Raw genomic sequence first — 13,513 nt, 5'->3', positions numbered from 1 at the left:
CATGAGCCGGATCCTGGTGGTCGAGGACGAGGAGCGCATCGCGTCCTTCATCGCGAAGGGCCTGCGTGCCGAGGGGTTCGCGCCCACCGTGGTGGCCGACGGCGTCACGGGTCTGGACTACGCGCTCAGCGGCGAGTTCGACCTCATCGTGCTCGACATCGGCCTGCCCGGGATGGACGGGTTCACGGTGCTGGAGCGGCTGCGCGAGGAGAAGTCGCCGCTGCCCGTCATCGTCCTGACGGCGCGGGACTCCGTGACCGACACGGTGGCCGCGCTCGAGGGCGGCGCCGCCGACTACATGAGCAAGCCGTTCCGCTTCGCCGAGTTGGTGGCGCGGGTCCGGCTGCGGCTGCGCACGACGGGCGAGACGATCGTCAACGAGGACCTCGCGGCCGGGTCCGTGCGGCTCGACGTCCGCAGCCGCCGCGCCTACGTCGGCGACCGGGAGGTCGACCTGTCCGCGCGCGAGTTCGCGCTCGCCGAGGTGCTGTTGCGCCACCGCGGGCAGGCGCTGTCCCGCGAGCAGCTGCTGTCCCACGTGTGGGGCTACGACTTCGACCCCGGCTCCAACGTCGTGGACGTGTACGTGGGCTACCTGCGCAAGAAGCTCGGCGCCGGTCTCGTCACCACCGTCCGCGGCATCGGCTACCGCGTCGAGTGATCAGCGCCGCAGGCTGAAGCCCGACAGGCGCGCGGCGGGCAGCGACGCCAGCAGCGGCTCGATCCGCTCGACGAGCTCGGTGGTGGACGGCCGGTCGGCCGGGTCGAACGCCAGGCAGTCCATGACGAGGTCGCGGACCGGAGCGGGGACGAAGTCCGGCATCGGCGCCGGCGCGGTGGTCAGCTGGGGCCAGCGGTCCTCGGCGGTGAACCGCCAGGCCCGATGGCCCACCGCGGCTCGGTAGAGGCTCGCGCCGATCGACCACACGTCGCTGGCGGGGCCGATCGGGCCGTGGGCCACCGGGTCGCACTGCTCCGGCGGCATGTACTCGTCGCTGCCGACGGGTTGGTCCAGCGACGCAGCCGTCTCGAAGTCGAGCGCGAGGCTCAGGTCGATGAGCTTCGCCGGCGCGCCCATGATGACGTTGCTCGGCTTGACGTCCAGGTGCACCAGTCCGCGTGAGTGCAGGTGGTGGATGCTCCCGGCCAGCTCGAGGGCGAGCGGCAGCAGCTGGTGCAGCTGCACCGGACCGTCGCGGAAGATGAGCGCCGACAGCGTGGGGCCGTCGAGGTGCTCCAGCACCAGGTACGGCCGCTCGGCCTCGTCGTCGTAGTCGTAGAGCCGCACGATCGACGGGTGCGCCAGCTGCGACAGGACCTCGATCTCGCGCAGGGTCCCGGCGATCGCGTCGGCGTCGTCGACCAGCTCGGCGCGGAGGACCTTGACCACCACGGGCGCCAGCCTCGTCTCGTCGTACGCGAGCCAGACCTCGTGGTGCAGTCCCCCGCCGAGCTCGGCGATGCCGAGGAGCCCCGGCGGCAGCTGCGCCGCCGGGGCCTCGGGGTCGGGGTTCTGCGGCATCAGCGGCCGTTCGTGCTGGGCGCGGACCGGCGGCTCGGGGCCGACTTCACCGTCTGCGCGGACTTGCGGCTCGGCGCGCTGGCCTTCGACTGCTTTGAGGCGCGCGACTGCACGGTCTGGCGCGACTGGACCGTGTTGGCGGTCGGGTCGTCGGCCTGCTGGCCGGCAGCGGCCACGGTCTGCCGCGACACCGTGGTGTTGACGGTGTTCTGGGTCGGATCGACGGTGGGGCCGGCCGTCGGGTCCGGGGCCGGGGTCGGGTCGTCGTCGACGACGGTCGAGACGACGCTGCTCGTCGAGTCCTCGCGCTTGGCCGGATCGGGCGAGCTGCCCGTCGCGGCCTGCGCCACGACGACTCCGCCCGTCGTCAACGCGACGGTTCCGGCCAGCGCCACGATCCCGGTACGGATGCTGCTGTTCATGGGTCCTCCTCGAAGTTGGTGACTCCACTCTCGCCGCCGGCCGTGAGGCCTGGGTGAGACCTCCATGAGAGGACTCTCATGAACGGGCGCCGTCCCCGGGCCCCACCGGAGGGCGGTGAGGGTGGTCCCACCCGAGGACCCCGCGTGGGACCACCCTCACCGCTCGGCGGGATGCGGTGGGACCACACGCACCGCTCCCTCGGCGGGAGCCTTCAGACCAGCGGCCGCCACGGCCGGAGCAGGGCCTCGTAGAGTCGGGCGATGGTGGAGCGGGCGCGCCAGGTGGCGGCGTCGAGGGTCTCGGCCTTGTCGGCGTCGCGGGCGAAGATGGCGCTCATCCCGGCGGCGAGCTTCTCGTCGAGGATCTCGAGGTTGATCTCGTAGTTGCCGGTCAGGCTGAGGCGGTCGATGTTGGCCGTGCCGATCGTCGACCACTCGCCGTCGATCGTCATCGTCTTGGCGTGCACCATGTGGTGGCGGTAGCGCAGGATCTCGACGCCGGCCTCGAGCATCGGGCCGAAGTACCCGCGGGCGATGAAGTCGGCCACGACGTGGTTCGACACGCGCGGCACGAGGATCCGCACGTGCACACCGCGTCGGCTGGCGTCCACGAGCGCCTCGAGGATGTTCTTGTCGGGGATGAAGTATGCCTGGGTGATCTCGATCGTGGCCGTGGCCCGGTCGATCGCCTCGAGGTACATCCCGCGGATCGGATAGATCAGCTGCCGGGGCACGTTGCGGTGGGCGCGCACGTGCGGATCCCACGTGGCCTCCGACATGGCGACCATCGTCTCGGTGGGCCGCACGTCGTTCCAGAAGTCGATGAACGCGTTCTCGAGGTCCCACACGGCCGGGCCCGTGACCGCGACGTGGGTGTCGCGCCACTCGTCCGCGTAGAGGCTGCCGATGTTGTAGCCGCCGACGAAGCCGATCGTGTCGTCGACGACGAGGATCTTGCGGTGGTCGCGTCCCCACGACCGCGGGCTGAACACCGCGAGCCGGCGCGGGAGGATCGGGTACCGCATCATCTTCACGCCGTGCCCGAAGCGGTAGAACCGCGGCGGGACCACGAGGTTCGCGAAGCCGTCATAGATCACGCAGACCTCGACACCGCGATCGGCCGCGTCGCGCAGCGCCTGCCGGAACCGCCGGCCCATCGCGTCGCCCTTGATGATGTAGGACTCCAGCAGGACCCGGTGCCGTGCACCGTCGATCGCCGCGAGCATGTCGTCGAACAGTGCCTCGCCGGAGATGTAGACCTGCACCTCGTTCTCACCGCCGATGGTGAAGTGCTCGGCCTCGACCCGCGGCAGCGGCGGGATGCCCTTGCCACGCGTCCGCTTGCGGATCGAGGTGGTGACCATCAGCGAGACGATGGCCGCGACCTGCACCAGCAGGCCGCCGATCAGCACGCGCCGGACCCAGCCATGGGGTGACGACGGGAACGACATGGCGCTCAGCCTAGGCCGTCTCAGACGAAGACCGCGAGCGGGCGCGCCCCGGCACCGGCGGCTTCGTACAGGGCGAGGAAGGCGCCGTCGGGCGCGAAGACCGCCACCGGACGACCCTCGGGCACCACGAGGTCGGGCAGGGCCCGACCGAACCGCACCGCCTGCGCCTGCTCCTGCGTCAGGTCGACCGGAGCGAACGAGGCGCGGGCCGCGACGTCGAGGCCGACCATGTCGAAGGACTCGGCCAGCTGGTCGAGCGTGCGCGCCTGCTCGAGACCGAACCGGCCGACGCGCGTGCGCCGCAGGCTGGTCAGATGACCGCCGACGCCGAGTGCGGCACCGAGGTCACGCGCCAGCGCGCGCACGTACGTGCCGCTGGAGCACTCGACCCGCACCTGCGCCTCGGCGCGCACGCCGGGCGTGAAGGAGATCAGCTCGAACGTGGCGACCTCGACGCGGCGCGCCTTGAGCTCGACCTGCTCGCCCGAGCGCACCCGGGCGTACGAGCGCTTGCCGTCGACCTTGATCGCCGACACCGCGGACGGCACCTGGTCGATCGCGCCGGTCAGCGGCAGCATGGCCTCGCGCACCGCCTCCGCGCCGAGGGACGAGGCGTCGGCGGAGCCGGTCTCGTCCCCCTGCGCGTCGTCGGTGACGGTGGTCGCGCCGAGCGCGATCGTCGCGAGGTACTCCTTGTCCGCGCCGGCCACGTGGCCGAGCAGCCGGGTGGCCCGGTTGACCCCGACCACCAGCACGCCGGTGGCCATCGGGTCGAGCGTGCCGGCATGCCCGACCTTGCGCGTGCCCGCCAGCCGGCGGACCCGCGCGACGACGTCGTGCGACGTCCAGTCGGACGGCTTGTCGACGACGACGAGGCCGGAGCCGGGGCCCGGTGACTCAGTCGTCACCGGGCTCCTCGTCGTCCTCGCGGGCCTTGTACGGGTCGGGTTCGCCCGCGTACGCGGCACCCTGGGCCTGCTCGGCGACGCGCGCGTCGGACTCGCGGGCCTTCGCCAGCAACTCCTCGATCTCGCGCGCCGTCTCGGGCACGGAGTCCAGGAAGAACTCCAGCGACGGGGTGTGCCGGGCACCGAGCTGCTTGCCGACCTCGGAGCGGATCAGTCCCGTGGCGCTGACCAGCGCCGCGGCGGTGTCCGCCCGGGCCGTCTCACCGCCCATGACCGTGTAGAAGATCGACGCGTGCTGACCGTCGCCGGTCAGCCGCACATCGGTGATCGTGACGAAGCCGAGCCGCGGGTCCCTGACCCGCCGCTCGAGCATCGTCGCGACGATCTCCTTAATCCGGTCGGACTTCTTGGCCTGACGTGGACTGGCCACGATCAGTCCCGCTTCTTCTCGACCAGCTCGAAGGCCTCGATCACGTCGCCGACCTTGACATCGGAGTACGAGACCACGACACCGCACTCGAAGCCCTCGCGGACCTCGGACGCGTCGTCCTTCTCGCGACGCAGCGACAGGACGTCGAGGTTGTCGGCCACGACCGAGCCGTCGCGCACGATGCGAACCTTCGCATTGCGGCGGATCGAGCCACTCGTGACCATGCAGCCGGCGATGTTGCCGCCCTTGACCTTGCTCGACTTGAACAGGTCGCGGATCTCGGCGGTACCGAGCTGCTGCTCCTCGTAGATCGGCTTGAGCATGCCCTTGAGGGCCGCCTCGATCTCGTCGATCGCCTGGTAGATCACCGAGTAGTACTTGATCTCGACGCCCTCGCGGTCCGCCAGCTCCGTCGCCTTGCCCTGCGGGCGGACGTTGTAGCCGACGATGACCGCGTTGGACGCGGCCGCCAGGTTGACGTCGGTCTCGGTGATCGCACCGACACCACGGTCGATGACGCGCAGCGCGACCTCGTCGCCGATCTCGATCCCGGCCAGCGAGTCCTCCAGCGCCTCCACCGAGCCGGCACCGTCACCCTTGAGGATGAGCAGCAGCTCGTCGGTCTCGCCCTTCTCCAACGAGGACATGAAGTCCTCGAGGGTGCGGCGACCCGAGCGCTTGGCCAGCAGCGCGTTGCGCTCCCGGGCCTCACGCTTCTCGGCGATCTGGCGGGCGAGGCGATCGTCCTCGACGACCATGAAGTTGTCGCCCGCACCGGGCACGGCCGTCAGGCCGAGCACCAGCGCCGGACGCGACGGGGTCGCCTCCTGGATGTTCTCGCCGAACTCGTCGAGCATGGCGCGCACGCGACCGAAGGCCGGTCCTGCCACGAGCGAGTCGCCGACGCGCAGCGTGCCGCGCTGGACCAGCACGGTGGCCACGGGGCCACGACCGCGGTCGAGGTGAGCCTCGATCGCGAGGCCCTCGGCCCGCTGGTTCGGGTTGGCGCGCAGGTCGAGCTCGGCGTCCGCCGTCAGCACGATGGCCTCCAGCAGCGCGTCGAGACCGATCTCGGCCTTCGCCGACACGTCGATGAACATCGTGTCGCCGCCGTACTCCTCGGGCACCAGACCGTACTCGGTCAGCTGGCCGCGGACCTTGGTCGAGTCGGCGCCTTCCTTGTCGATCTTGTTGACCGCGACGACGACCGGCACATCGGCGGCCTTGGCGTGGTTGAGCGCCTCGACCGTCTGGGGCATGACGCCGTCGTCCGCCGCGACGACGAGGATCGCGATGTCGGTCGCCTGGGCACCACGAGCACGCATGGCGGTGAACGCCTCGTGACCGGGGGTGTCGATGAAGGTGATCGCACGCTCGTTGCCGTCGACCTCGGTGACGACCTGGTAGGCACCGATGGACTGCGTGATGCCACCGGCCTCCTTGGCCGCGACGTTCGCCTTGCGGAGCGCGTCGAGCAGCTTCGTCTTGCCGTGGTCGACGTGACCCATGACGGTGACGACCGGCGGGCGCGCCGCGAGATCGGCCTCGTCGCCCTCGTCCTCGCCGAACTCCAGCGAGAAGGACTCGAGCAGCTCGCGGTCCTCGTCCTCGGGCGAGACCACCTGGACGTCGTAGTTCAGCTCCTCACCGAGCAGCTGCAGCGTCTCGTCGTTGACCGACTGCGTCGCGGTGACCATCTCGCCCATGTGGAACAGCACCTGGACGAGCGATGCCGCGTCGACTCCGACCTTGTCGGCGAAGTCCGTCAGCGAGGCGCCACGCGCCAGGCGCACGACCTGGCCGTCGCCCTTGCGGACGCGCACGCCGCCGATCGACGGCGCCTGCATCTGGTCGAATTCCTGACGCTTCGCGCGCTTGCTCTTGCGACCACGACGCACAGGGCCACCGGCGCGACCGAAGGCACCCTGGGTGCCTCCGCGCTGGTTGCGGCCCGGTCCACCGGGGCGACCGCCACCGGGAGGGCCACTGAAGCCGCCGGGACGGGCGCCGGCACCGCCGCCACCGCCGGGACGGCCTGCGCCGCCGCCGGGACGGCCGCCGGGACCACCGGCGCGACCGCCGGGGCCGGGACGTCCGCCGGGACGGGCGGGCGTGACCGAGGACTGCTTGGGCATCATCGCCGGGTTGGGACGAGGCATGCCCGGGCGCGCCGGAGCGCCACCCTCACGAGCGGCAGGCGGCCGCGGTGCGCGGTCCTGCTGCATGCCCTGCTTCGACGAGAACGGGTTGTTGCCCGGACGCGCCGCGGGGGTGCGGGGACCGGGACGGGGGCCACCGGAGCCCGCGGAGCCGCCCGTGGGCAGGCCACCGGCAGAGCCGGGACGCGGAGCCGGGGCGGGACCGGGACGAGGGCCCGGGGTGCGGGTCGGCGCCGGACCAGGACGGGCGTCCGTGGTCTCGGCGGCGGCCGCGGCCGGAGCCTCGGGAGCCGGGGCGGGAGCCTGCGACTCCTCGGGCGCCGGGGTGGGTGCCTCCGGGGCCGGGGCCGGGGTGGGGGCCGGGCCGGGCTTCGGCGCGGTGGGGGCCGACGGGGTGGCCGGCGGAGCGGCGGGGGTGGACTCGGGGGTCTTCTCGGCAGCCCGCGGGGCCTCGTCCGCCTTCTTGGCGGGAGCCTTCCTGGCAGCCTTCTTGGCGCCCTGCTCGAGCAGGCGATCGCCGTGCTCCTCCTTGAGGCGGCGCACGACAGGCGCCTCGACGGTCGAGGACGCGGACTTCACGTACTCGCCCATCTCCTTGAGGGTGGACAGGACGACCTTGCTCTCAACACCTAGCTCGCGGGCGAGCTCGTGGACTCTGACAGCCACTCTTCTCCTTCAGGGATCCGGCCCCGAAGGAGGCACGGATCAGTAGTTGACGTACAGGCTCATCGGTAAGTACTCATCGAGTGCTCATGAGCGAGTGCTCCGATTTCCGTTTCGAGTGACACCGGTCGGTGCCACGAGGGTGGTCAGGCGCTCTGATCGGCCACGGCCCGTACCCAGTCGGCCACAGCGTCCGTGCTGCCGGGACCTTCGAGACGAAGGGCCCTGACGAACGCTCGCCGGTCGAGCGCGAGCTCCAGGCACCGTTCCGCGGGGTGCAAGTGCGCTCCGCGGCCCGGTCGAGATCCGCCGGGATCAGGCTCCACGGTCCATCCCGTGGCATCCCGACCGGCGACGACTCTCACCAGAGTGGTCTTGTCCGCACGCTGCCGACAACCGACGCACGTACGAATCACCATCGACAAGTCTAGCGGCTCTACCGAGAGGACGACGAATCGCCGTCGGGGACGGGGGCCGTGTCGGGCCGGATGTCGATGCGCCAACCGGTCAGCTTCGCTGCGAGGCGGGCGTTCTGGCCCTCCTTGCCGATGGCCAGGGAGAGCTGGAAGTCCGGGACGATCACCCGGGCGGAGCGGGTCATCTCGTCGACGATCGTCACGCCCTTCACCTGGGCGGGCGACAGCGCGTACGCGATGAACTCGGCCGGGTTCTCACTGAAGTCGACGATGTCGATCTTCTCGCCGTGCAGCTCGTGCATGACGGCGCGGACCCGCTGGCCCATCGGGCCGATGCAGGCGCCCTTGGGGTTCACGCCGGCGGCGTTGGCCTTCACGGCGATCTTCGTGCGGTGACCGGCCTCGCGGGCGATCGCGGCGATCTCGACGGTGCCGTCGGCGATCTCGGGCGACTCGAGCGCGAAGAGCAGCTTGACCAGGTTGGGGTGGGTGCGCGAGAGCTTGACGCGCGGGCCGCGCATGCCGCGCTCGACCTCGTAGACGTACGCCTTGATCCGCTCGCCGTGCGCGTAGCGCTCCTCGGGGACCCGCTCGTTGACCGGCAGGATCGCCTCGACCGTGCCGAGGTCGATGAAGACGTCGCCCGGCGAGCGGCCCTGCTGGATGACGCCGGAGACGATGTCGCCGACGCGGCCGGAGAACTCGCCGAACTTCTTCTCGTCCTCGACGTCGCGGATGCGCTGCATGATCAGCTGGCGCGCCACGGAGGCGGCGAAGCGACCGAAGTCCTCGGGGGTGTCGTCGAACTCCTCGGAGAGCGTCGGAGCGGGCGCCTCGCCGTCCTCGGCCGGCGGCGGCGTCAGGCGCTCGCGCGCCCACACCGTGACGTGGCCGGTCTTGCGGTCGAGCTCGACCCGCGCGGTCTGCTGGGCACCCGCGGTCTTGTGATAGGCCGAGAGCAGCGCGGTCTCGATCGCGTCGACGACGACGTCGACGCTGATCCCCTTCTCGCTCTCCAGCATCCGCAGCGCGGACATGTCGATGTCCATCAGACGTCCTTCCGGTTCAGCTCGATCTGGACGACGGCCTTGACGATCTCGTCGTACGGGAAGCGGGTGACCTCACCCTGGATGGCCAGGTCGACGCCCGCGTCGTCGCTGGCGCGGATGCGGGCCTCGAAGCGCTCGCCGTCGACCAGCTCGACGGCGACGACGCGGCCGGCGTTGCGCCGCCAGTGTCGAGGAGACACCAGCGGGCGGTCGACGCCGCGCGACGCGACCTCGAGCGTGTAGGGGGACTCCCCCATCACGTCGGACTCGTCGAGCGCGGCGGAGATGGCACGCGTGGCCTCGGCGACCTGGTCGATGCCGACGCCGCCGTCGCGGTCGACGGCGATGAGGAGGCGACGACGCTCGGCCTTGCCCACCAGCTCGACCTCGTCGAGGTCCAGCCCCAGGGACGAGGTGACGGGCTCGAGAAGACTCGAGATCCGGTCGATGATGGGGGTCGTCATCGGTGCTCCTCTTCAGTTGTGGTCCGTGAAGACCCCACCTTACCGAAGCCGGTGCGGTCGGTAGTCTGCGGTCGTGAGCAGCCGTCGCGTCGTCCTGGTCGCCGCCGGCGGCACCGCGGTGGCGCTGGCCGGGCTGTTCGCCACCGACACGTTCGACGACGCCCTGCGCGCGGTGGGGGCGAAGCCGAAGCACCTCCCCCGCCCCGAGGACACGTCGCTGATGAAGGCCGTGGTCGACGACCAGCAGCGCGTGCTGGCGGTCGCCCGCGGCACCGGCAACGCCCCCGTGGTCGACCTGCTCAGCGCTCAGCTCGAGCAGCTGGGAGCCATCCCCGGGTCACGCACCGCCACCGGCGACCTCGCCCGGTCCCTGCGGACCGCGGCCGGCCACCGGGCCACCGACGCGCGTGCGGCGATCTCCCCCGAGTTCGCTCAGGTGCTGGCGTCCCTCGCGGCCGGTCTCGCGCAGGCGGAGACGCTGGCATGAGCGACATCGAGCTGCGTCTCACGCAGCGCTGGCTGGCCCTGGAGCACGAGGCGATCTGGGTCCTGGGACTCGTGGGCGCCCGCTTCCCCGATCTCGCCGACGCCGCGCGGAAGGAGCTGGCCGCGCATCGCACGACGCGCGACCGGCTCCGCGCCGTCGTCACGTCACTCGGCGGTCGGCCCGTCGGCACCGCCGCGGCCTACGACGTGCCCGACCCTCGCGATGCCGCCGCGGGCCGCGTGCTCGTGCAGGACGTCGAGTCGCGGATCGCCGCCGCGTGCGTCCGTCTCGTGCCCGAGACCACCGAGAAGGCCCGCGACCGAGCCGTGCGCGGCCTCCGGACCGCCGCACTGGCGCAGGTGCGCTGGGGCGCCGCCCCCGAGCCGTTCCCCGGCCTGGACTGACCGCGCCCGGTCCCGCTGCTCGCGCCTCCGCACGCGAGATGTGTCGCGGTACCCACTCGATTCTCGTCAGATCCAGGGTTTCCGGGTGGAGAGCGCTACACATCTGGTCCGCCGGAGGCGGAGCGCAGGTCAGCGACGGAGTTCGATCACGGGCTCGGTCGCGTCGGGCTCCCAGCTGCCGAGCACGGCCAGGGAGAACGAGCGGGTGTGCAGGCCTCGCAGGTTCCGGGTCGCGGGCACCTGCAGCAGCTTCTCGCGCTCGAGGTCGAACACGTACTGGGTCTGGCGGCTGTCGTCGTCGACCGTGAACATCACCCATCGGCCGTTCGCCTGCGGCCAGGCGAACCTCCCTCGGGCACCCTCGACCACGAAGCGCTCGTCGCCCGTGTCGATCGTCAGCTCCTGTGGCGACCCGGCGCAGACGACCCTGACGCCCTCGCCGGCCGAAGCGCCGCAGTCGGCCGCCAGCTCCGTGCCGTCGATCTCACCTTCGGCGCCCCGCTCGACGTCCCAGTCCACGACGCGATCGGCGAAGGCCACCGTGAGCACGTCCTTGGGCGTGCTCGGGACCGGCGACCTGTCGCCGAACACCGCGGACGCGCCCGGCGCCACGGGCTTCGGCTCGCCCGAGCCGTCGGCCGGCACCCGGTACACCGAGGTCCTCGCGGGCGCCGCGTCGAGATCGTCCCCATCCACCCCGACGAAGTACACATGACCGTCGTGGATGACGGGCGACGCGTCCGCGCGGGCGACCGAGCGGACGAGACGTCGCTCGACGCCGGTGGCCATGTCGCGGACGTACAGGTTGCCGGACATGCGGGTGCTCCGCGCCTCGATCCAGACGACGAGGTCACGCTCGACCACGGCCGACAGTATCTGGAGCGCGTTCCCGGGGAGCCGGTCGCGCGCCACCGGGCCCTGGCGCCGCGCGCGGTCCGAGAGCACCGTGGTGCGGCCCGTCCTCGGATCGCGCGCCACGAGAGCCACTGCATACGGGTCGCCGCCCGTCGCGTCGCCGTCGGCGCTGTGCGCGTGACGCTGGTGGATCTCCGTGCCATCGGTGGTCCACCCCACGAGCGAGGCGGCGCGCCCGTCGAGTTCCGCGGGGACCCGGGTGACGACGTCGTAGTCCTCCCCCACCGTCAGCACCGGCGTCGCGTCGTTGATCGTCAGCACTGTGGGGCCCGTAGCGCCTGGTTCAACCTTCGTCGTGCAGGCGCCCGCGAGCGTGAGCACGAGCAGGACGGCGGCGAGTCGCTTCACCGATCCATCGTCCGGGGGCTGTCAATCCCACGCACGCGAGATGTGTGGCGTTCTCCACTGAATTCCACGGAAATCCCCGGAAAACGGGTGGCCAACGCTACACATCTCGTCCGCCGGAGGCGGAGCTCAGGCCGTCAGCGTGGCGACCAGGTCGGCCACGGCCACGTCGCGGCGCTCGCCGGTGGCGCGGTCCTTGACCTCGACGACGCCGTCGGCCAGGCCCTTGCCCACCACGACGATCGTCGGCACGCCGATCAGCTCAGCGTCCTTGAACTTCACGCCGGGCGACATCTTGGGCCGGTCGTCGTAGAGCACATCCAGGCCGGCGGCCTCGAGGTCGGCGACGATGCCGTCGGCACCCTCGAACAGCTCGGGAGCCTTGCCCGCCACCACGAGGTGCACGTCGAACGGCGCGACCTCCTTCGGCCACACGATGCCGAGCTCGTCGTACGATCCCTCGACCACTGCGGCGACGGCGCGCGAGACGCCGACTCCGTAGGAGCCCATCGTGACCGTGACGAGCTTGCCGTTCTCGTCGAGCACCTGCAGTCCCAGCCGCTCGGCGTACTTGCGGCCGAGCTGGAAGATGTGGCCCATCTCCATGCCGCGGGCGAGCTCGAGCGGACCCGAGCCGTCGGGCGCGGGATCGCCGGCGCGCACCTCGGCTGCCTCGATCGTGCCGTCGGACGTGAAGTCGCGGCCGGCGACCAGGTCGAAGACGTGCGAGCCGTGGACGTCGGCGCCGGTGATCCAGCTGGTGCCGTCGACCACCCGCGGGTCGGTGAGGTAGCGGATGCCGGTGGCGTTCTCGGTGCCCAGCACGCCCGGACCGATGTAGCCCTTGGCCAGGTCGGGGTACCGGGCGAAGTCCTCCTCGCCGAAGGGCTCGACCTCGGCCGGCGACACCTGCACCTCGAGCCGCTTGGCGTCGACCTCGCGGTCGCCGGGCAGGCCGATCGCCAGCGGCTCGGTGGAGCCGTCGGGGTGGCGCAGCATGATGAGGACGTTCTTGAGCGTGTCGGCACCGGTCCACGGGCGGTCGTCGCGCGGGAACGCGGCGTTGGCGTGGGCGACGAGCGTCTCGATGGTGGGGGTGTCGGGCGTCTGCTCGGCGTGCGCCGCCGGCAGTCCGTCGAAGGCGATCGCGTCGGGAACGACCGTGGTGACCGCCTCGACGTTCGCAGCGTAGCCGCCGGGCGACCGGACGAAGGTGTCCTCGCCGGTCTCGAGCACCGCGAGGAACTCGTCGCTGGCCGAGCCGCCCATCGCGCCGGAGTCGGCCTTCACGATGACGTAGTCGAAGCCCAGCCGGTCGAAGATCCGGATGTAGGCGGCGCGATGCGCCTGGTAGGCCTGCTCGAGTCCCTCGTCGGTGACGTCGAACGAGTACGAGTCCTTCATGATGAACTCGCGGCCGCGCAGGATGCCCGCGCGCGGACGCGCCTCGTCGCGGTACTTCGTCTGGATCTGGTAGAGGACCGCCGGCAGGTCCTTGTAGGAGCCGAACAGGTCCTTGACCAGCAGCGTGAACATCTCCTCGTGCGTCGGGCCGAGCAGCATGTCGTTGCCGCGACGGTCCTTGAGCCGGAAGAGGTTGTCGCCGTACTCGGTCCAGCGGTCGGTCGCCTCGTACGGGTCGCGCGGCAGCAGCGCGGGGAAGCGCACCTCCTGGCCGCCGATCGCGGCCATCTCCTCACGGACGATCGCCTCGACCTTGGCCAGCACCCGCAGGCCCAGCGGCAGCCACGAGTAGATGCCGGGGGCGACGCGACGGACGTAGCCGGCGCGGACGAGCAGCTTGTGGCTCGGCACCTCGGCATCGGCGGGATCGTCGCGCAGGGTACGGAGGAACAGCTGGCTCATGCGCATGGCACG

General features: G+C 71.5%; 14 protein-coding genes. 3 read left to right on the top strand and 11 right to left on the bottom strand.

Annotation, left to right across the window (positions count from 1 at the left end):
• The first annotated feature begins 1 nt into the window (after nt 1).
• Entirely contained in the window at nt 2-661 is a 660-nt protein-coding gene (locus tag AFL01nite_RS11365; RefSeq protein WP_146827796.1) for a response regulator transcription factor, read from the top strand.
• Here the strand turns inward: AFL01nite_RS11365 and AFL01nite_RS11360 are convergent, their stop codons facing one another.
• From AFL01nite_RS11360 to rimP, 9 genes are all read right to left on the bottom strand, one after another.
• Nucleotides 662-1,522: a serine/threonine-protein kinase gene (locus AFL01nite_RS11360; protein ID WP_146827795.1), complete on the bottom strand. Its 861-nt coding sequence runs from the start codon at nt 1,520-1,522 to the stop codon at nt 662-664.
• Nucleotides 1,522-1,944 (bottom strand): hypothetical protein, encoded by a 423-nt coding sequence (locus AFL01nite_RS11355; RefSeq protein WP_146827794.1) that lies wholly within the window; start codon nt 1,942-1,944, stop codon nt 1,522-1,524. The genes AFL01nite_RS11360 and AFL01nite_RS11355 overlap by 1 nt, the downstream gene beginning before the upstream one ends.
• 212 nt (nt 1,945-2,156) lie before the next feature.
• Nucleotides 2,157-3,395, bottom strand: a complete 1,239-nt coding sequence (locus tag AFL01nite_RS11350) for a phospholipase D-like domain-containing protein (RefSeq protein WP_146827793.1) — start codon at nt 3,393-3,395, stop codon at nt 2,157-2,159.
• 20 nt (nt 3,396-3,415) lie between these two features.
• On the bottom strand, nt 3,416-4,303 hold the full coding sequence (truB, locus tag AFL01nite_RS11345) for a tRNA pseudouridine(55) synthase TruB (RefSeq protein ID WP_146827792.1): 888 nt from the start codon (nt 4,301-4,303) through the stop codon (nt 3,416-3,418).
• A complete protein-coding gene (gene rbfA, locus AFL01nite_RS11340; RefSeq protein WP_146827791.1) occupies nt 4,293-4,733 on the bottom strand; it encodes a 30S ribosome-binding factor RbfA in 441 nt (146 codons plus the stop codon). The genes truB and rbfA overlap by 11 nt, the downstream gene beginning before the upstream one ends.
• A 2-nt stretch (nt 4,734-4,735) precedes the next feature.
• Entirely contained in the window at nt 4,736-7,558 is a 2,823-nt protein-coding gene (gene infB, locus AFL01nite_RS11335) for a translation initiation factor IF-2 (RefSeq protein WP_146827790.1), read from the bottom strand.
• Nucleotides 7,559-7,701: 143 nt separating this feature from the next.
• Nucleotides 7,702-7,974: a YlxR family protein gene (locus AFL01nite_RS11330; RefSeq protein ID WP_146827789.1), complete on the bottom strand. Its 273-nt coding sequence runs from the start codon at nt 7,972-7,974 to the stop codon at nt 7,702-7,704.
• A 17-nt stretch (nt 7,975-7,991) separates the two neighbouring features.
• Complete coding sequence (gene nusA, locus AFL01nite_RS11325; protein ID WP_146827788.1) at nt 7,992-9,020, bottom strand: transcription termination factor NusA; 1,029 nt, start codon at nt 9,018-9,020, stop codon at nt 7,992-7,994.
• Nucleotides 9,020-9,484: a ribosome maturation factor RimP gene (rimP, locus tag AFL01nite_RS11320; protein WP_146827787.1), complete on the bottom strand. Its 465-nt coding sequence runs from the start codon at nt 9,482-9,484 to the stop codon at nt 9,020-9,022. Before rimP ends, nusA begins: the two co-directional genes overlap by 1 nt.
• Nucleotides 9,485-9,557: 73 nt before the next feature.
• Between rimP and AFL01nite_RS11315 the strand changes: the two genes are divergently transcribed.
• Both AFL01nite_RS11315 and AFL01nite_RS11310 read left to right on the top strand, forming a co-directional pair.
• The gene (locus AFL01nite_RS11315; RefSeq protein WP_146827786.1) at nt 9,558-9,971 is read left to right on the top strand and encodes a hypothetical protein; all 414 of its coding nucleotides are present in this window, start codon (nt 9,558-9,560) and stop codon (nt 9,969-9,971) included.
• Complete coding sequence (locus AFL01nite_RS11310) at nt 9,968-10,375, top strand: DUF4439 domain-containing protein (RefSeq protein WP_146827785.1); 408 nt, start codon at nt 9,968-9,970, stop codon at nt 10,373-10,375. Before AFL01nite_RS11315 ends, AFL01nite_RS11310 begins: the two co-directional genes overlap by 4 nt.
• A gap of 129 nt (nt 10,376-10,504) precedes the next feature.
• Here AFL01nite_RS11310 and AFL01nite_RS11305 read toward each other — a convergent pair whose 3' ends face one another.
• Nucleotides 10,505-11,638: a TolB-like translocation protein gene (locus AFL01nite_RS11305; protein ID WP_146827784.1), complete on the bottom strand. Its 1,134-nt coding sequence runs from the start codon at nt 11,636-11,638 to the stop codon at nt 10,505-10,507.
• Between the two features lie 126 nt (nt 11,639-11,764).
• Entirely contained in the window at nt 11,765-13,507 is a 1,743-nt protein-coding gene (locus tag AFL01nite_RS11300; protein WP_146827783.1) for a proline--tRNA ligase, read from the bottom strand.
• Nucleotides 13,508-13,513: the final 6 nt, after the last annotated feature.

The organism is Aeromicrobium flavum (assembly GCF_007992115.1).
In the GTDB taxonomy this organism is placed as follows: domain Bacteria; phylum Actinomycetota; class Actinomycetes; order Propionibacteriales; family Nocardioidaceae; genus Aeromicrobium; species Aeromicrobium flavum.
The sequence above is the reverse complement of the archived record's forward strand: the minus strand, read 5'-3'. Positions and strand labels throughout refer to the sequence as shown.